General features: G+C 48.6%; 17 protein-coding genes. 2 read left to right on the top strand and 15 right to left on the bottom strand.

All coding sequences use genetic code 11. The features are described from left to right. Window positions 1-94: 94 nt before the first annotated feature. The 4 genes from O77CONTIG1_RS18135 to O77CONTIG1_RS18120 form a co-directional block, all read right to left on the bottom strand. Complete coding sequence (locus O77CONTIG1_RS18135) at window positions 95-802, bottom strand: DUF1614 domain-containing protein (RefSeq protein WP_286132392.1); 708 nt, start codon at window positions 800-802, stop codon at window positions 95-97. 1 nt (window position 803) lies between these two features. After that, window positions 804-1,103, bottom strand: a complete 300-nt coding sequence (locus O77CONTIG1_RS18130) for a chaperone modulator CbpM (RefSeq protein ID WP_068513434.1) — start codon at window positions 1,101-1,103, stop codon at window positions 804-806. After that, window positions 1,100-2,095 carry a DnaJ C-terminal domain-containing protein gene (locus O77CONTIG1_RS18125; protein ID WP_068513431.1) on the bottom strand — a complete coding sequence of 332 codons (996 nt, stop codon included), beginning with the start codon at window positions 2,093-2,095 and terminating at the stop codon, window positions 1,100-1,102. The genes O77CONTIG1_RS18130 and O77CONTIG1_RS18125 overlap by 4 nt, the downstream gene beginning before the upstream one ends. Window positions 2,096-2,207: 112 nt before the next feature. Next, the gene (locus O77CONTIG1_RS18120; protein WP_068513428.1) at window positions 2,208-3,005 is read right to left on the bottom strand and encodes a ChaB family protein; all 798 of its coding nucleotides are present in this window, start codon (window positions 3,003-3,005) and stop codon (window positions 2,208-2,210) included. Between the two features lie 265 nt (window positions 3,006-3,270). Between O77CONTIG1_RS18120 and O77CONTIG1_RS25700 the strand changes: the two genes are divergently transcribed. Both O77CONTIG1_RS25700 and O77CONTIG1_RS25695 read left to right on the top strand, forming a co-directional pair. Further along, a complete protein-coding gene (locus O77CONTIG1_RS25700; RefSeq protein ID WP_197673231.1) occupies window positions 3,271-4,074 on the top strand; it encodes a transposase in 804 nt (267 codons plus the stop codon). Continuing rightward, window positions 3,968-4,393: a transposase gene (locus O77CONTIG1_RS25695; RefSeq protein WP_225894615.1), complete on the top strand. Its 426-nt coding sequence runs from the start codon at window positions 3,968-3,970 to the stop codon at window positions 4,391-4,393. Before O77CONTIG1_RS25700 ends, O77CONTIG1_RS25695 begins: the two co-directional genes overlap by 107 nt. A 252-nt stretch (window positions 4,394-4,645) precedes the next feature. Here O77CONTIG1_RS25695 and O77CONTIG1_RS18110 read toward each other — a convergent pair whose 3' ends face one another. The 11 genes from O77CONTIG1_RS18110 to kdsB all read right to left on the bottom strand — a co-directional run bounded on the left by O77CONTIG1_RS18110 (window position 4,646) and on the right by kdsB (window position 17,925). Continuing rightward, on the bottom strand, window positions 4,646-6,001 hold the full coding sequence (locus O77CONTIG1_RS18110) for a hypothetical protein (protein ID WP_068513425.1): 1,356 nt from the start codon (window positions 5,999-6,001) through the stop codon (window positions 4,646-4,648). A 145-nt stretch (window positions 6,002-6,146) separates the two neighbouring features. Beyond that, entirely contained in the window at window positions 6,147-7,316 is a 1,170-nt protein-coding gene (locus O77CONTIG1_RS18105) for a glycosyltransferase (RefSeq protein WP_068513422.1), read from the bottom strand. A 271-nt stretch (window positions 7,317-7,587) separates the two neighbouring features. Next, window positions 7,588-8,895, bottom strand: coding sequence for a glycosyltransferase (locus O77CONTIG1_RS18100; RefSeq protein ID WP_068513419.1), 1,308 nt, complete (start codon window positions 8,893-8,895; stop codon window positions 7,588-7,590). A 63-nt stretch (window positions 8,896-8,958) separates the two neighbouring features. After that, entirely contained in the window at window positions 8,959-10,065 is a 1,107-nt protein-coding gene (locus O77CONTIG1_RS18095) for a glycosyltransferase (protein WP_068513416.1), read from the bottom strand. 85 nt (window positions 10,066-10,150) lie between these two features. Further along, entirely contained in the window at window positions 10,151-11,413 is a 1,263-nt protein-coding gene (locus O77CONTIG1_RS18090; RefSeq protein ID WP_156435443.1) for an O-antigen ligase family protein, read from the bottom strand. Between the two features lie 82 nt (window positions 11,414-11,495). Next, window positions 11,496-12,716 (bottom strand): glycosyltransferase family 4 protein, encoded by a 1,221-nt coding sequence (locus O77CONTIG1_RS18085; RefSeq protein ID WP_068513411.1) that lies wholly within the window; start codon window positions 12,714-12,716, stop codon window positions 11,496-11,498. Window positions 12,717-12,744: 28 nt separating this feature from the next. Further along, the gene (locus O77CONTIG1_RS18080) at window positions 12,745-13,947 is read right to left on the bottom strand and encodes a polysialyltransferase family glycosyltransferase (protein ID WP_068513409.1); all 1,203 of its coding nucleotides are present in this window, start codon (window positions 13,945-13,947) and stop codon (window positions 12,745-12,747) included. 120 nt (window positions 13,948-14,067) lie between these two features. Continuing rightward, the gene (locus O77CONTIG1_RS18075) at window positions 14,068-14,433 is read right to left on the bottom strand and encodes a KdsC family phosphatase (RefSeq protein ID WP_286132391.1); all 366 of its coding nucleotides are present in this window, start codon (window positions 14,431-14,433) and stop codon (window positions 14,068-14,070) included. A 141-nt stretch (window positions 14,434-14,574) separates the two neighbouring features. Further along, the gene (gene kdsA, locus O77CONTIG1_RS18070; RefSeq protein WP_068513406.1) at window positions 14,575-15,408 is read right to left on the bottom strand and encodes a 3-deoxy-8-phosphooctulonate synthase; all 834 of its coding nucleotides are present in this window, start codon (window positions 15,406-15,408) and stop codon (window positions 14,575-14,577) included. Between the two features lie 146 nt (window positions 15,409-15,554). Beyond that, window positions 15,555-17,186 (bottom strand): glycosyltransferase, encoded by a 1,632-nt coding sequence (locus O77CONTIG1_RS18065; RefSeq protein ID WP_068513405.1) that lies wholly within the window; start codon window positions 17,184-17,186, stop codon window positions 15,555-15,557. Continuing rightward, a complete protein-coding gene (kdsB, locus tag O77CONTIG1_RS18060) occupies window positions 17,179-17,925 on the bottom strand; it encodes a 3-deoxy-manno-octulosonate cytidylyltransferase (protein ID WP_068513402.1) in 747 nt (248 codons plus the stop codon). Before kdsB ends, O77CONTIG1_RS18065 begins: the two co-directional genes overlap by 8 nt. Window positions 17,926-17,928: the final 3 nt, after the last annotated feature.

The following is a 17,928-nucleotide window of genomic DNA, read 5'->3' as shown; positions in this document are numbered from 1 at the left end:
GACAATCAATTTAGAGGAATCAATCCTAGGGGGGGCTAATACCGATCAATATCAAATGCTAAGGGGATGAATCTAGAGATTTCAGGTAGAGATTTCAGGTAAGCAACAGGGCAAATAACCCACATAGGGCGATTCCATCAAACACGCCTGCTCCGCCAATACTTAAGACTCCTGCTGTCATTTTTTCTATCTCTCTCAAATGTAGTAAATCGGCACCGATTAACGTTCCTAAAACTCCTCCTGCAAACGCAATGGGCTGAGGAGCAGGAGAAAGAGCAGTTGCAGCTAGGGAAGCAGTCAACGGAGCAACTAGAGCATTCATTTGGATGCCGATTCCAGGAACTATCTGAGCCGAGAAGTAGCTAACAGTTGTCACAATTGCTGTAACGAGCATGATCAGAAGCGGATCAGCTCGCGTGAATTCATAAATCGCTAATAGAGATGGAATCAAGCCACCTCCAACATTGAGTGCAACAATTGTCTTTTGCTCAATTCTTCTGAGTGGAATACCCCAAAACCGCGCTGTCCAGAGATTGGCAAAATCTGAAATAACAGGGACGGTTGTGACTCGTTCATATAAGGGAATATTGATTGTGCTACCCACTAGCACAGAGATGAATAGCAGGAATGCGACGTTAGGAGAGAAGCCTAACTTTGCTACTGCCAGCTCTACTACGTCGAGGGCGATCGCAAACCAAATAAACGGAAATAGCAGTAAGAACAGCAAGAACAGCGTAAAAGTGACAGGAAGATAAATCATAGTTTGATTATGTTTTTGGTTATATTTGACTGTAATACTCAACTTATTGACGCAGGGCACGCAGTTGCGCCTTGAGTTGAGCAATTTCAGTTGCCATATCCAACACCATTGCTGCACCCGCTAGATTCAGTCCTAAATCACGGCGCAGTCGCAAGACTCTTACAATTCGCACTAGATCTTGTCGATGCAACATATCGCCTTCAGGCTCAATAACTCCCAGCGCCACGCACTTCTCAATGAGTGGAATCGAAGTCTGTGTAAAGTACGCAGCCTGCTCAAAACTGTACAGGCGATCGCCCGTCTCCGACCAAACCAGACGAGATAGACCAAAACTCTGGGTCATAGGCGCACCTCCGCAAGTGCTTTTCGAGGATTAAAGTGGCTCACCTGCCGCAACTTTTCATAGCATTCTTTTTCCTGAGGGCTGAGATCTTTGGGTGAAACGATCTTCAAGCGAACCAGCAAATCTGTTCGATTGCCTTGCGGATCACGCCAGCCTTTGCCCCGCAGCCTAAGTGTTTGACCCGAATCTACACCAGGAGGAATCGTCATCGTCACAGAACTATCTGGAGTAGGCACCTCAATTTGAGCGCCCAGCACTGCCTCGTCTGCACGAATCGGAATTTCGCACACCAAGTTATTGCCGTCAAACTTGTAGAAAGCATGAGGCAGCAGCTCAATGGTTAGGTACAAATCTCCCCGCTGTTGACTAAAAGGGTTGACTTGTCCCTTTCCTTTAATCCGAATGCGACTGCCAGACTTGGCACCCGGCGGAATTCGCACTGTAACCGTCTCATCTCCAATTTGTAAGCGCTTTTGCGTGCCGTGAAACGCTTCAGACAAAGTGAGGGCGATCGCCGCTTCGGTATCCTGAGCAGGCATCTCAGTAAAGCGGCTAAAGGGATCATCTCCAAACTCGACATACTCTCGAAATCCCTCAGGCCCCGTTGTGGTGCGGTAAGTATAAACCCGCCGCCCAGTTCCACCGCTTCGCCCAAACCGACCTAGCAATTCATCAATAAAATCATCAAAGCTGCCGTATTGACCAAAGTCCGTTTCTTCAAAACCTGACCCATCCGGCGGCGGCGCACCTGCCATCGCCTGCTTCCAGTACTGTCCAAACTGGTCGTATTTTTGGCGCTTCTCTGGATCAGACAGCACCTCATGAGCTTCGTTAATTTCCTTAAAGCGAGCCTCTGCCTCTGGATCGTCTGGATTTAAGTCAGGATGACACTTACGCGCTAGTTTTCGGTAAGCCTTTTTGATTTCCTCTGGAGTAGCAGTTTTGCTAACTCCGAGAATTTCGTAGTAGTCCTTGAAATCGGCTGTAGCCATTGTCACCTTTGATGAAGGGGATACGATGAGGGGATACAGGTAACAAAATCAGCCTAATTTTCTCTGTAACTTAAATTAGGTAATGGTGTCTCAGCCTCATCCCGCTTAATCCCTAGCTCGTTCCTGAGTCCTTCTGATCATTGTCGGCTTTGCGCTTTGAAAAAATGCCCTTATCATCCCGCTCGAACAACTGTTTAATCCGCTCCCAAGCTTTCATCAAGGCGTTACTTTTCTCGGAGGACTCGCTAAGCGTTTGATTATAGGTTTCTAAAAAAGTCTGCTGAGCTTCCGTTGACAAATCTGCCCGTATTTCTGGCGAAATTTGGTCACTTCCCGTCATTTCTCCGTCCGATTCCTGTGGAATTTGCATCTCCGTGATGGCCACTTCTTCGCCTCCCGCACTTTGCAAGAGCAAAAAAGTCTCACCAGACTTTTCATCAGGAACTTCTACGACGAGCAAAAATTCGCCCGCTTGCACCCGCGTTTGATAAATTGCAGCTTTATCTTGGGGCATCCCTAGCGACATTAAGGCAGACCCCAAACCGGCTCCCAAGGCTCCATACAACGCGCCACTCGTTGCACCTAGCAGTGCAGCAGCGAGTGGCCCAGCCGCCACCACTGCTCCTAGAAAGGGAATGAACAACACCCCTACACCTGTGAGCAAACTCAAGACAGAACCAAACAGCGAACCGTAGAAGGCTCCACTGGCTAATCCATCCAGGATCACATCCTTTTTGGTTAGGAATCCAGTAATTCGAGCTTCGGATTGAAAATTACGTCCCACAATTGAAATACGCTCTTTGGGGACACCCCGATTCAGCAAGCGCTGGACAGCATCTTGCAGCTTTACCTGATCTTTAAACGCAGCAGATACACATTTCGCCGGAGGCTTGGCAAAGGCAGATGTCATAAACTTTGTCCTCAAGTAACTCAAGTATGCATTGAGCAATGGCTAACGCTCTTAGCTTATGTTTGCTCGCCCGCTGGCTGGCTGCTAATTCATATATGCAGTGCTAAGTGCGGTACTAAATAGCTTCAAAAGTTTACATCACTTGTATGGCGGATGCAATCCGTATTGATAATATCCTTACATCTTGCACCAGTACAGATGAACGGCTTTTCGGCGGGTGCAATCAATGAGAGAAAAGGGCGTGAAGTCACAAACAACAAGAACAGTGGAAACCATTCTTGGACACGCCCAAGCGTTAGTCTACACCCTGCTCAGCCTGATGCCGAGTGCCTACCAAAGAGACAGCCTGCAAGCGATGCTGGGGTTGTTCCTAGAAGCTCAAGGGCAACCCTCGCCGCAACACAGTTTGATTAAGTCGGGTAGTGCGTTGAGCCGATTTCTCAACGAGTATGCCTGGCCCACCCGCCAAGTCGTGCGCGTGGTGCGACGGCAGATCGTGCAGCAACTGTTGCAGTCTGCTCCCAAAGGTCGCCGTCCCTGGTTGCAGGTGGTGGTGGATCTGACGACGTTGGAGAAATGCGGCAAGTTCAAAGCGTTTGCATCGCTGATTCGTGTGCTGCAAGGCAAGCGAGGATTGCATCTGGTGGTGCTGTATCTGGTGGTTGGAGAGTGTCGAGTGCCCTGGAGTTTTCGGGTCTGGCGTGGCAAACATCAGCGGACTGCGGTGCAGTTGGCGATTCGCTTAATAGGTAGCTTGCCCCCTGCGTTAACGAGCGCCTTCCGGGTGGTCATTCTGGCAGACACCGCCTTTGGCAGCGTGGCCTTCCTCAAAGCGATGCGAAAGCGCCGTTACTCGGTAATTGTCGGGGTGCGGTGTGACCGCAAACTGGCTGATGGTCGCTGTGTGAGCAAACTGGTGAAAAAAGGGGCAACAGGTGCGCTTAGAGGGACTGAACTTCCCGGTGACGATTTCTTGGCTTTACCTCAAACGCGACGGCCAGTTGGAGAAACGCTTTGTCCTCTCGACTCGTCCCCTCAAAGGCAGCACCATCACTTGGTGGGGGCGTAGACGATGGAGCATTGAGGGATTTTTCAAAACCATCAAACATCGCTTTGGGTTGCATCGCTTTGCTCAGCAGACGCTCAAGGGCGTATATCGCTGGTTGATGTTGTGTTTCCTCAGCTTTGTGCTGGTTCATTGGGTTCACCGCGCAACTCACGCCAAAGCGACCCCTGATTGGAAAGTCGCTGCAACTGCTGCATTAGACGCCTTGTTCCCGGAAGTCGCAGCTTGTTTAGCGCTGCTTCAAGTTGAGCGAGCGCGATCCCTGCTCGATTCACTCGGTATTGCGGTGCACTTTGTCCACCTCGCTGAGCTAAAAACGTAGGCTAAATGTACTGGTGCAAGATGTAAGTATCTCTCAACTGCCTGTTTTGGCTATTAGGTGGTTATCCAGAAAACCAAACCTATAGGGCTTACGCAGTTGGAAGACTCCTCGGGAATACCGCCAGAGGAAAAGCATCCAAAATCTAGCAAGTTCATCGCAAGTGCGTAAATCTGGTGCTTTGCTGCCATGTGCAGGCGTACAGCGTCATGCTCGTTCAACTCTATGCTTTCGAGTCAAGCTCGAAAGTGACGCTTAAGCACCTGCTACACGCCACACAATCCGACGCTCAGAAATTTCCTGCTGGAGGCGGGCGTGCTGCTGCTGGCTCTCTTGCAAGATTCGCCGCTGCACCACCAGTTGGGTTTCCAGTTTAGACTGATATTGCAGTAGCTCTGCTAGCCTCAGCTTGTCGGCCTGCATGGCTTGGTGGATGGGGGCGATCGCCCGCTGTCGAGCGCTGAGTAAGTTCACCTGATGTGCCAGTCCAAAGGCTTGTTCGATTTGCGAAAGTTCGGGGGGAAGCGTTTCGGGGTCGGCGGCCAGTTCGGGGAATTGCGCCAGTAGAAACTGCTCTAGGGCGATCGCCACTTGCTGATTCATCTGCCCGCTGAGGAGTTGGTGGCGCTGATAGAGTGCCTGCAAAGTTTGGGCATCGGGCTGCGCCTGGGTAAGCGTTGTTGCAATTTGCCCCTCGGTCTGGTGCAGGGCTTGTAGCAAGGCTTGATAGTCTGCCTGCTGCTGCAAGATGCGATTGGCATCGGCGAATGAAAGCTGGGTCTGAATCACCTGATATCGCTGCTGCGCCAGCTTTAGCTCTTGCTCGGTCTGTGTCAGGTAGCGCATGAATTCAGCGGTGCGGCGGGTCAGGGTGTCGGCGCGGTGGCTAAGGTTTTGGGCATCGGGGCGAGCCTGGAACTGGGCGATCGCCTGCTCTAGCCGCGCCACCTGACCCGTCGCCTCGGTCAAATCTGCCCTGACTTGTTGCAGCGCATGGCACGCATCCAGCCGACAGCGATCGCCATAGTCCACATAGGTTTGGGCAAGCTGCCGCGATACCATCTGCGCCACACGCTCACTGCGATGGCGGTATCGCACTTCCAGTCGCCCATCCGCCAGCGGCACGATTTCCAGACTTTGCGCCAGCGCCGCTGGACTCAGATTGATGTTATACGCCCGCAAGTCGCGCACCGCAGGCAGCAACACCTGCTGACTCCGCAACACCTGAATCAGCGTCGCTTGATCCACCTCTGGGCGAATCTCAGTCGTCGCTGTGGCTGTGCCGCTAGTCTGCGATCGCTGCGCCACGGGAACCAACTCAAACGTGCTTTTGTATAGCGGCGACGTATAGCTCTGGTAAAGCGTGGTGCCTACAGTAGCGGCGATCGCCACACCCACCGCCACACCGAGTCGATGCGGAACGACAGTGGGAACTGGGGGAGACAGGAGGGGGCGATCGCCCTCTCTATTGCCATCTACACGCCGCCGCTCCAGAACCTCACTCTCCGGCTGCACCGCACGCCGCAACTGAAGCGCAGGCTCCGGTGGAACAAACACATGCCGACCCGCAACGGGCTGGAGCGTAAGCGTGAGGGTAGCTGCCTGGGTCATAGCGTGTTGGTTACAAAGCTGAACAGATGCAGAGGGACGGGGGCGATCGCCGTACTCAATTAATCCGCCCAAAGCTCAACGAATCAGGAAATCTCCGTTTTGAAGATTCAGCTTAGGCAGTCCAGCGCGTCGTTCTTCCACAAACTCAGCGTTCAGAAGCCCCCACCATTGCATAGATTTCCATCAATTGTCGATAGTTTGCGTCGGCGGTGTACTTCGCCTCAAATTCAGCACGAGCTTCCTGGCGCATCCTTGCTAGCTCGTTAGGATGGGCGATCGCCCATCTCACCTGATTTGCCAAGTCTTCTACATTTCCCGGTTCAAACAGCAAGCCAGTGCGTCCGTGATCGACCAACTCGGCGATCGCCCCAATCTTAGACGCAATCACAGGCGTTCCCTTGGCAAAGGTCTCCACAATCGTTCGCGGCAATCCCTCATACCACTCAGAAGGAAATACCAGAAACGCCGCCTTTCCCATCAATTCGTAAACCTCCTCCATCGGTATCTTCCCGAGCTGATCCACCCCCTTAGTCTGTTGGGCAGCCGCCGCAACTTGCGGGGCCAGTGGTCCATCTCCAGCAATTTTCAAAGGAATGTCTGCCCCAAGGTGCTGCCAAGCCGCGAGCAGTGTACCGATCCCCTTTTCGGGTGCCAGACGACCAACAAACAAAGCGTATCCTCCGTCTCCTGCTCCAAAACCTGGATCGGGGTCTACAAAATTAGGCTTTACCACCAGTTTCTCGGGAGCAAAGCCGCCCTCGACAAATTTCTTCTGGGCAAATGAGTTCAGAACAATGTAGCGATCCACCATCCGATTCCAGGTATTTAGGCCTCGGTGAATAGCCAGCATAGACACCACAGCGGCAGAGGCTAATCGATCATGCCGATAGCACCCATACTGCACGCTAGGCAGTGGAATTGCCTTCCCTAAGCAGCGTTCACAGACCTCCCCCACGCGAAAAAACTCAGCATTGGGACAGAGTAAGCGATAGTTATGCAAGGTCTGGATTACCGGCAACCCTTCTGATTTAGCTGCATAATAGGCGGCTGGTGATATCAGCGGAAATATATTGTGAAAGTGAACAATTTGAAAGTTTCTATTGCGAATTAAATTTTGCAGGTCTTGATATGATTTTGAGTTCCATATTGTTACCCGCGCTACATCGATAGAGCGCATTCCTTCAATGCAATCATTATGCACCGTGTATTGATAGACATCATGCCCTCTAGACTCCAGCAATTTAACTTCTGCGTGAAAGACACCATCCTCTCCGCCCTTTTGCTGATAATAATTGTGAGCGAGTAAGATTTTCATGGAGTTACTGGGTATCCCACCTAGTGCATGATGACCTGGTATCAAGTCATCTAACTTTTTCGATTATCCGAAGTCTTTCAACCTAGAGCGCCTAGGACTTAAACTTGATCCTAGATGCAGCAAAATCAATCGCCTTGAGATAGACATAAGCCGCGCTTGCCGGATTGTAGCGGGATACAATCTCCGCGCTTCTTTTTCCATGTTTCTCAATCAGAGAAACATCTTCAATATATAGAGCCATAAGATCCGCTAGCCTTGCATGATCCGTCGGCTAGTTGTGGGAACCTAGATTCATGAGATGGAAAAATATAGTTCTAGCAAAGTTTTCTGCCGAGTTTTCTTCTGCAAATCTCTTCATCTTGTCTAAGTTACAGAAGGATTGGCTTTCAACTAACATCTGAGCTATGCCAAGGGCTATTTCTTTAGGCTGTGTAGAATCGACAATTAGCCCCAATTCATAGCGGCGGACTAGTTCACCCATCAACCCATAATTCGAGCTTAAAACAGGTTTTCGTGCTGCGGCTGCGAGAAGCAGAATACCGCTCATACCTACGTGTCGCTGATAGGGCGCTAATACGACATCTGCTAATTGAAAATAGTGATGCACTGACTCATCAGACACAAACTCAAAATGGGTAATGATTTGAGCAGAGGAGTGTCGCAGCGTCGCTTCAATACTCGACTGGATTGAGGATTTTTCTTCCAGTTTTACACTCCCAACGATAAGGAGACAAATTTTTTGGCTCACCTTCTTATGTAAATACAGTAATGATTGCAAGACCTGATAAACACCTTTTCGGGCATCTATAGAGCCAAACAGAAGGAAAACTTGTCTGCCTGGTTCAATACTATGCTCTTTTCGCAAAGCAGCTAAATCAAAATTGACTTGAGTAGAAAGATCTACGGGATCAGGCAAGGTAACGAGGTTGGAGTCAGGATACTTCTGCCTTAGGGTTTTCTCTACCAGTGGATCAAGGCAGAAGAGAATCTGAAAACTGGGATTTCTTAAAGTTCTATGGACGAATAGCTTCTCTCGCTTAATTTGTAAATCACGGCTTATGGAATGAGGCTCGGAGGAGAAATCACCATAATGAAACGTAGGACGGAAATAAATACCGGATAGTCGGCAAGGAGGCTTGAAACCAAGCACCAACGGCAGTTCACAGGTGTCTAGGTACATTGCCAGACAGTGAGTTGCCTGTAACAAGCGGGCATAGCGGCAGAGTAGCCTCCACTCTTGAAGATATACCCCTGCCTTCCCCCAGCGGCGAGCAGTTTGCTGAATTTGCTCAAATTCTTGGTCGGAAATAGGGATGAATCTGACTTTAGCTTGATCGGACTCCCCGACGAGGCTCACAACAGCACTATGGCGCTGGATAAACTCAGGAGAAACTACAATACTCACCTCTCCGGGAAAGGAATTTTTATCCCAGTAGCGCACTAAATGAGTAATATATGCAGCGTGGTGCCCCGTTGATTGCAAATCAAAGAGTATAACTCTCTGATTTATCTGCAGTTCAGACTTGTGCAGCGAAGAGCTATAAGGCTTGGATGATATACTCAAGTAGTTCTGAATCATTGTGCTACCTTTGCGGTGACGTTAGCTCTTCTGAAAACGTGTTCATGTTAGATACCTCTTATTTTATAAGAGTTCTTGTTCAATTTCTTTAATAAGAGTACCTGCTACTTCCGAACTAGTAATAACTCTACTCAAGTCGGGCTTCGGCAAGCGATTTTCTAGAGCGCTCTTTAGAATAGCGAGGAAGCTTTCAGAGTTTAGAGGATCAAAAATATTTTGCGGAGGTAGCAGCTCCGTTGAACACCCTGCATAGACTGACGAAAGAACATTAATACCAGATAAGATTGCTTCATTGACAACCAGACCCCAAACGTCTTCTAACGTAGGAAAGACTAAGTAGTCTGCACTTTTATATACCCTCACCATGTCCATCGGTGATTGTGCAGGGTAAAACAAAACATTGCTTAGTTCAAGCTTGGAGGCCAATGATTCAAGGAATTCTCTCTCTCCTCCCTCGCCAACTAGTAAGATTGAAAAATCGTACCCTTCAACCTGTAAGAGGGCTAAAGATTCTAATAACTTGTCTACACCTTTTCTGGAGATTAATTGTCCGACATATAGAAATACCGGCTTAGGTTTAAGATCGATTAACGGTGTGCAGTTTACAGAATAGAGTTTTTCATCTACGCAGTTTTGAATTTGTAGAATTTTATTTCTATCCACCCCTATAGATAGTAGATATTCTGTTGAGGTTTGACCGTAGCTAATCCATTTCTTTACGAACTTAGACAAGAATAATCTAAGTATTTTCTTAAAATTCCCCGCTGAACGTTCTGTATGCAGAGTCCCGCCCCACCATACCCAAACAGGCTTTCTATATATCAAGCCATACACTATGGCGATGAATGTGCGGAAGCCTAATTCATGAGAAATTATGATGTCCGGACTTTGATGGAGCAAATCAATAAAAAAGCCTGGCGTTATGTGAAGAAACTTGTAATCATATAAGCTGTCACCTCTCTTTTCTTTGAACCTAAAGATCCACCCCCAGGACTTCCTAGCTTTAACATCTCTAAGTTGCTTTTCAAGATCTTTCCACGTACTTCGATTATTCTCTCCTCCACCATAGTTGATAAATAAGTTAAATTGGTCGCCTATCGCCTGATATATAGGCAGCCTGTAGGGCGCTATTCTGTTCACCAAGATAGATATATTTCGTGTCTTATTCATTATTAAATCAATGTTGATGCGGGTCTAAAAGAGTTCAGGGAAAATGGCGATTACTTAAAAACAGCCTGCTGAAACGCTTAGAACTTTACCTTGTGTTATGTATATTGTACAGTTTGCGGCGAGCCTGATAAGACTCTATTCTTGAAGGTTTTGATACCTGACCCTGACCGCCTTGAGATCCTAATGAGAGCCCTGTAAGAACTCCAAGAGGAACCATAGTAAATATGTATACAATTATGTTATCAGTTAGCATTGCTAAAGCAACTGCCAAGAGTGCAAGAAATGCCGATAGATGAATGTGCGCACTCCTATCATTCCTTTTGTCAGAGTCTAACCAGCTCCGGAGGGTTTTTATCAAAAGCCCAAAGTATCCCATCAGCCAAAGCAGCAAGCCAATAATTCCAAAGTCATGAAAAATTCTCAGGTAGTCATTGTGAGGATGCCCACCCGTAGTGTCGTTAACAGCTAGCACAACCTCCGCTACAGAGCCTGGGCCCTTGCCTAACAGGGGAGACTCCATAGTTGATGCATATACAGGTTCCCAAAACTCTGCTCGTCCAGACGTATTAACCTTAATGCCTAGAATTTCTGCGTTATCCCCCTGACTCGTGAAGCGCTCGCGAACTGGGGTGACATAAGTGAATGCCAGTGTAGCAAGTATTAAGATTAGGACTAAAGAGAGAAAAACTCGGAGCAAATCTTTTAAGTTCTTGAAAGATAGTTGCGATAGAGGAAATAGCAGTATGGAGATGACAGTTGCCATTCGGGAGAAGCTCAGCGCGAGGACTATCTGAATAAACATAAACCAAAAGATTCCTCCTGCGACGCGATAGCGCCAAGCTCCTAGAAACCAGGCACTACCGAGAATGATATACAGAGCAAAAGCGCGAGCACCCATGAATAAGCTCGCACCTGGACCTGCTATGACTAAACCCAGTCCGTACAACATAGCTGAGAGCTTAAATGTTAGACTAAGTGTTCTCCCAATTTTCTTTCTGAAGTAAGGATTTTTAGAACACTCTGTAGTTGAAAGTACGAGAAATCCTACGAAAGCCGCATAGACAGAGAGGTTCTGGAAACCAGCAATAAATTCTGGGAGAGTAGACGCATTCCAGAGAAGACTTACAAGCCCTAGGGTTATAAACGATATAAGTAATGGCGCTGTCAATACGAGCTTAGATATCTTTCCTCTGATGATTATTAGAAACCAGCTCATAACTGCAGCAAGTACAGTTAGTAATCCCTGTAGGCTCAAAAAACCAGCCGAAAATCCCCGAAAAGCGTCAGCAAATCCACTCAGGAAAACTGCTGTAGTAATTAAAAGCGCGAAGATGTTAGCTCTAGACATATCGCTGACAGTTCGGAGTAACAGTTGATACAGGTTAATGATTCACGGTTGCACAACTTGTTGATTTCTAAATGTTCTTAATCTAATTTGGATACAGACGCATCAAGTCCTGCACCTGCTGAGTTTCACTAAAGGACTCTACAGCTTTTCTTCGCGCAGATCCTGATAGCTTTTCCCATCTTTCTTGACCATCTAATACCCACTCTATCCCTGCTGCTAAGTCTTCTGGCTCAAAAGGCTTTGCTAGATAGCCATTCTGATAATAGTCAATCATATCTGGCATACCGCCAATTTCAAATGCAACGCAGGGTGTACCGCAGGCGAAGGACTCCAACACTGTGTTTGGCAGGTTATCTTGCATAGAGGGAGCGACAAAGACATCTGCGGCCGCATAGGCTGTTGCTAAGGAAACATCGTCATTGAGTCGCCCAACATAGTGGGTCTCAAATTCTACGGGCAGAGCTGTAGATTGGGACTCACCGAAGATGACTAGGCCTAGCTCATCTCGCCAACGCTCTAAATCAAGCTTTTGCAGTGCTTTAATCAAAAACTGAAATCCCTTGCGAGGGTCACTACTGGTGCTGCCCGCGCCAAATAAAACGAGTTTCTTGTGTGGCGGCAAATTAAATATCTGTCGAGCAATTAGTTTATCAATGGGTTTGTATATAGTGGTATCTAATCCATTGGGAATGACCTTTACCTGACAATGTTCAAACAGAGGACTGCGGCTAACGCACTTTGCCATCCACTGGCTCGGCGTTACGAGCGTAATATTCAGTTCTCGCCAAGATTTCAGCTTTCTCTGCCAAACTTTGCTCGATAAATCCTTAGGCTTTTCGCTGTTGAGATGAGGGCAGGTGCCACATCCCGTCGTATAGCGATCGCACTCCTGAGTATAGTGACATCCCCCGGTAAAGGCCCACATATCATGCAGAGTCCACACTAAAGGCTTTTGAAATTTAGCCAGGGACTCAATTTGTAAAAAGCCATTGTGGGTCCAGTGCAGATGAATAATATCAGGATTAATCTGCTTAACCTTAGATACGATCGAGTCAGGAAACCACTGTACTGAGAACAAACTGCGATCGCGCGTTGGGTAGCGCCGCAGCGGTAATCCATCCACCTTAGAGGCCACTTGGGCCATCAGCGGCTTGTGGGCGATGACTGTTCTGTCGTGGCTCAGTTTTGCCCGCACTAACATTTGAGACTCCACACCAATTTTCAGCAGCCCTTTATGAAGGCGATAGGCAGCTCGGGCAGCGCCACCATCTAGGTCGGACGTACTAATGTGAAGAACTTTCATGTTAGCTATAGATTAGGGGTATTCGACTCTAGCCAATCTTTGTAAGGGAGCGCCTCAAATCGTCTTCAAGTTGCAAACGCCCTGCGACGAATTCTGGATCAAAGTAGGTATGCACAATCTCTTCACCAAACCCAATATGGCTATCCAAATCGAACAAGACTTTAATAGATAGGCAGGCGGAACTGAGGGCAAAAACTCTCAACTCATTGCCCGCGAACCGACAAGGCTCAAGAACTTTAATAAAGAAAATCTCAAAGGGTAGATAAAAGAACTCGGGTTGATTGAGAATGATAACCTGGCGAAAAACATCTGACAGGGCCGCCTCTAACTTTTCTAGCTTTTGGTGGTCATCCCTAGGGTGGGGCTTTACTAAAATTACTGACTTTTCCTCAATGCCTCCTTGACGAAGAAACGCCTTATAAGCCGCAATCTCGCTGTCTTGCGACATCCGCTTGGATTCAGAGAAGTTTGATCCGAGGAGAACTGCAACAGAGGAATCTGCAATAGATTTGCGTAGGGACTCTGCATAATCTTGATCAACCAGTACGGTCAACTGATTGAGAATGCTCAAAAAATATCCCCTCTCAGATGGAGCAAATCTCATTGAGGGCGTGCTGTCTGTGATATGAGGCAATAGGAAGTATCCATAATCAAACGGGTCTCTAAATAGGGGTGTTCCTAGTCCTATAAATCTCCTGATGAGGTTAACCGCTACCCTAACATTTTGACCTAGGCTTTGAGTCATGGTATTTCCTATAGACGATTGGGTATTAAAGTCCTTGGGCTTATCTGCATAGTAAATACCTAAACCATCACCGTAGCAAATCTTGTAGGAGTGATGATAGGCGTTCATGAGTAACTGATTATTGGGCTGCCAGTTTGTGCCCAGATAAAGCTCATCTACAGCATCTACGTCAACAAGCTGATAAATTTTTTGGTAAACCTTGCGAGATGACGACAACCGACGCATTTGGGTAATCTCGTCAATCACTGATACTGAAAGATAGACAATCTTTTTCCAGGTATAGATGGTCTCTGCCATTCGTTGAATGACTTGGGCAAATTCTTCAGCCTGATGACCTGGTGCATAGAGGCTGTAGATTGCTAAGTAGTTCTCATAGCTTAGGTTGTGAGACTTTTGCTCTTCTTCTCGCTGGGCCATGACTGACAAAGCAGTCACCAGTTGGATGCTGCCCTGACAGCCGATTAGTCGTCTAAGAACTTGACCCATGGGTCACCTAATCCTAGGTTTTAGATTAACGATTTCAGATTACGTATTCATGTTGCCGAAACACGTTCAGGAATTTTATAGGCTCCGACACATTAGGAAATAATATCAGGACTGAATGAGTCACGCTGAAAACTGATTGGTAAGTAAGAGATCACATATTTCCCGCACTGCGCCTCGCCCGCCTGGACGTTCTGTAATGTAGACGGCTGTATCTTGATTAGGGGCGATCGCATCTGCTACGGTCAGAGGACACCCAACTGCTTTGAGCACTGCCAAGTCGTTTACATCGTCCCCAACATAAGCAACCTCCTCCAAGGAAATTTCTAATTTTGAACACAAGTTCTGAAGAACAGCCAGCTTGTCCTCCACACCCATAAACAGGTGAGTGATTCCCAATTTTTTAGCGCGGTGGATCACGGAATTTGACGTGCTGTTGGTGATGATGGCTACTACTAGGCCACGTTCCATGACCAGCTTGATTCCCATGCCGTCTTTGACATTGAAACGCTTCAGTTCTTCGCCCTGTGTCCGTGTAGTAGAGGGCCTCCGTCGGTCATCACGCCATCGACATCGAGCGCCAGCAGCTTAACGCGAGATAAGTAAGGCTTTAGTTGCTCAGGACTCATCCTATCCATGAGCCACCTCCAGCAGGCTGTTGTGTACAGCCAGGATTTGTCGCAGCGTCAACTCCAGATTTGCGAGGGGAATCATGTTGGGCCCGTCGCTCGGCGCGTTGTCTGGGTCTTCATGAATTTCCATGAATAGGGCATCAATGCCCACCGCCGCGGCGGCCCGCGCCAGGTAAGGAACAAACTGGCGCTGTCCCCCAGACTTATCTCCCTGACCACCGGGCATTTGGACGCTGTGGGTCGCATCAAACACCACAGGGTAGCCAAGCTCTCGCATCTGGGGTAGCGAGCGAAAGTCTACGACAAGCGTGTTGTAGCCAAAGCTAGTGCCGCGCTCTGTGAGCAAAAGATTGGTTGCCCCGCCCGCCTCAAGCTTGCGGACTACATTTTTCATGTCCCACGGCGCAAGAAACTGACCCTTTTTGACATTGATGGCTCGTCCGGTGGCTGCTGCCGCTAAGAGCAGATCCGTTTGCCGACACAGAAACGCTGGGATTTGAAGTACGTCCACTACTTCTGCCACAGGTGCAGCTTGATAGCTCTCATGAATGTCGGTCAGAACGGGCACTCCAACTTTGTCTTTGACTCTCTGAAGAATTTCCAACCCTGCCTCAAGGGACTGGCCGCGAAATGAACTAATGGAAGTGCGGTTGGCCTTGTCGAAGGAAGACTTGAAGATGAACTGAATTCCAAGGCGATCGCACACTGCTTTAATCGCTTCTGCCATCTTCAGCGTGAACTCTTCAGACTCAATCACGCAGGGCCCGCCAATCAGCGTCAATGGTTGACTGTCTCCAATCGCAAACCAGTCAGCAACCTGGATACATGGCATGGGTGTTCTCCTAAAGGGGGCAAGCGAGTTGGAACAGGAGCAGGAACGTGAAAAATCCAAAAATGATTAAAAAAGATTTAGGGGTAACAAACTTTGCTTCAGAAACAGTTGCTTCTAGTGCTTCTAATGTGAGGTCTACCCTATTACTATCTTCGTGTGGCAAGGTACAACCGTCGTCCGGCTCGAAACCAAGGCAGGCTTTTAACACTCTGAATCAGATGAACCCTGAGTGACATGGGCTGGAGGCTCAGCCGTGGGGCAGATGCAGCGACATGTGGGGACTCCCCCCTCTGATAAGCCAAATAGGTCGGCTCTTGTGGTTCCCAAGTTTGGCTAGAGAAGCCGAGTCTAACTGGCTTGAGGCCCTGCGCCCTTAGCAAACCATCGATTTTGCGACGGAGTCCAGGCATGGGTTGATGAGCAATCAAGAGCAACCCAGATTCAGCGGTTAAGGCCACCGCCTCTTCGACCCAGCGCGATAGTCCTACATCATCATTCGGCGGATCGATGATCACAACTTGGTAGATAGCCTGCTCTATCTGATCTCTAGAGGAGTAGTGCTGAAAGCAAATTTGATTCGCCACTCCCACTCGGGCACAGTAATCCTTTACTTCACTCAGCGCGTCACCAGCGTAGGTAATTTCTAATCGGGGCAAGTCAGCCAGATCTGCTAATAACTCTTTACACTTGCCCTGCCAATAAATCAGGCTAATTTTGGGATTGATTCGGTGCAATTCTTGCACAATTTCATAAAGTTTGATGCGGCTATAGAGGAAATCAAGATCTCGGCAGGGAGCAACGGCGGCACGCGGATCGTGGTGTAGCGTGAAGGGCGGGGATGGTTCGTGGTTGAGGACGTAGCGATAGAATTTTTGCTTGATATCAGCCTGGCTAAAACACTCTAGCAAGCGCTGCTGCCCGGCTGCCGCAATCTGAGCAGCTTCTTCTGGATGGCTCAAGTAGTAGGAAATCTTATCGAGCAATTCTTGTTCATCACCATAGCACTCGAGATGGGTTCCCTCCTGAAATAGCTGAGAAAGACCAGCCTGAGGACTGAGGCGATCGCTCAGGAGAAATCCACCGGCCATCAACACTTCAAACACGCGACGATTGAGATCGCCATTAAGACTACAGTTAAGGACAATCTTCGCTTTGGGATAGTCATCTAGACTTGCTCGGTAGGGCTTGCTGGCAACATCAATTGCTACCCCAGACTGTTCTAAAACACCAATCAAGCGGCTCCGCTGAACGTGAAACTCTGACCTAGAACCCCGGAAGACAACATCGTAGAGCTTGGTGTCTGATGGCAATGGCATATAGGGATCAATGACCATTGTTCCCGGTAGCCAAAAGACATTTTTCAGACCTGCTTCTGCAAAAAAATGGAGGTGTTGCACCCCCTGATAGACCCAGTGATAGTCGCACTGAAGCTGGCGGCAGTACTGAACCATGCCGCTGAGGGTGCCATCTCCCCAGTGAAACGTATCACCTAGTTTCATGACCGTAGGGCAGCCGAACCGATGCAGCCCCATGGGCTTGAAGTTCAAGTTGCGGGCAGAGATATGCACGATATCCGGCTGATAGCCCGGTGGAAGTTGCTTGATTACCCGATCAACACTAAACTCCCCGGCAGGAACGGCGATCGCCCGGCCCGCCGCTACCGCCTCCTTGGGCGGATTCGGGCAGGCAATGATTGAATCCTTACCTGATTCATCAAATTTGAACTCAGATAACTTCGCAGGCCGCCCATACAGGAACAACTCTTTCGGTCTAAGCATGATTCACCGTGGCTGCGCCTTTAATTAACTGCTGAGCCTGAATTAGGTCTTCGGGTGTGTTAATTTCAAGGACTGATTTTTCCGTAAGACAGACTCGAATTGAGAACCCATGTTCTAAAACCCTAAGTTGCTCCAATCCCTCACACTGCTCAAGCGGCGTTGGCGTTAGGTGAGCATATTTAGATAAAAACTCCTGGCTAAAGGCATACAGTCCTAAATGATGAAAAACTGGGACGCTGCCAGGATTCCGAAAGTAAGGGATGGGCGATCGCGAGAAGTAAATTGCATTGCTGTGGCGATCGCAAAGTACCTTTACCGAATTGGGATCGGTGTATCCCTTTTCCATGTCAAGGGGGCAGGCTAATGTCGTCATGGCAGGGGATTCGCCATTGAGGTAAGGTGCGACCAGTTGAGTTAGCATTTGACCCGTGACAAACGGCTGATCTCCTTGCACGTTGGCGATCGCCGTCATCTCAGGATAGCGTTCCGCCACTTCCGCTACTCGATCAGTTCCCGTTGCATGATCCGATCGCGTCATTTCCACTGCCCCTCCAAACTGGCGCACGCAGTCCGCCACTAGCTCACTATCGGTTGCCACCACCACCTTGGCAAAGGCAGGACAGCTCATCGCAGCTTCATAGACACACTGCACCATAGGGCGATCGCCAATCTTCACCAGAGGCTTCCCTGGAAAGCGCTGAGAATCGTATCGGGCAGGGATAACAGCTAAAATGCTCATTGA

Source organism: Leptolyngbya sp. O-77 (assembly GCF_001548395.1).
Taxonomy (GTDB): domain Bacteria; phylum Cyanobacteriota; class Cyanobacteriia; order Elainellales; family Elainellaceae; genus Thermoleptolyngbya.
The sequence above is the reverse complement of the archived record's forward strand: the minus strand, read 5'-3'. Positions and strand labels throughout refer to the sequence as shown.

Bases quoted from the DNA above. Each gene is read 5' to 3' on its own strand.
- kdsA (WP_068513406.1), bottom strand. From the start codon at position 15,408: ATGCCATGTATCCAGGTTGCTGACTGGTTTGCGATTGGAGACAGTCAA.
- O77CONTIG1_RS18080 (WP_068513409.1), bottom strand. From the start codon at position 13,947: ATGGGTCAAGTTCTTAGACGACTAATCGGCTGTCAGGGCAGCATCCAA.
- O77CONTIG1_RS18120 (WP_068513428.1), bottom strand. From the start codon at position 3,005: ATGACATCTGCCTTTGCCAAGCCTCCGGCGAAATGTGTATCTGCTGCG.
- O77CONTIG1_RS18095 (WP_068513416.1), bottom strand. From the start codon at position 10,065: ATGAATAAGACACGAAATATATCTATCTTGGTGAACAGAATAGCGCCC.
- O77CONTIG1_RS18125 (WP_068513431.1), bottom strand. From the start codon at position 2,095: ATGGCTACAGCCGATTTCAAGGACTACTACGAAATTCTCGGAGTTAGC.
- O77CONTIG1_RS18130 (WP_068513434.1), bottom strand. From the start codon at position 1,103: ATGACCCAGAGTTTTGGTCTATCTCGTCTGGTTTGGTCGGAGACGGGC.
- O77CONTIG1_RS18065 (WP_068513405.1), bottom strand. From the start codon at position 17,186: ATGCTTAGACCGAAAGAGTTGTTCCTGTATGGGCGGCCTGCGAAGTTA.
- O77CONTIG1_RS18090 (WP_156435443.1), bottom strand. From the start codon at position 11,413: ATGTCTAGAGCTAACATCTTCGCGCTTTTAATTACTACAGCAGTTTTC.
- O77CONTIG1_RS18110 (WP_068513425.1), bottom strand. From the start codon at position 6,001: ATGACCCAGGCAGCTACCCTCACGCTTACGCTCCAGCCCGTTGCGGGT.
- kdsB (WP_068513402.1), bottom strand. From the start codon at position 17,925: ATGAGCATTTTAGCTGTTATCCCTGCCCGATACGATTCTCAGCGCTTT.
- O77CONTIG1_RS18085 (WP_068513411.1), bottom strand. From the start codon at position 12,716: ATGAAAGTTCTTCACATTAGTACGTCCGACCTAGATGGTGGCGCTGCC.
- O77CONTIG1_RS18075 (WP_286132391.1), bottom strand. From the start codon at position 14,433: ATGGGAATCAAGCTGGTCATGGAACGTGGCCTAGTAGTAGCCATCATC.
- O77CONTIG1_RS18100 (WP_068513419.1), bottom strand. From the start codon at position 8,895: ATGATTCAGAACTACTTGAGTATATCATCCAAGCCTTATAGCTCTTCG.
- O77CONTIG1_RS18105 (WP_068513422.1), bottom strand. From the start codon at position 7,316: ATGAAAATCTTACTCGCTCACAATTATTATCAGCAAAAGGGCGGAGAG.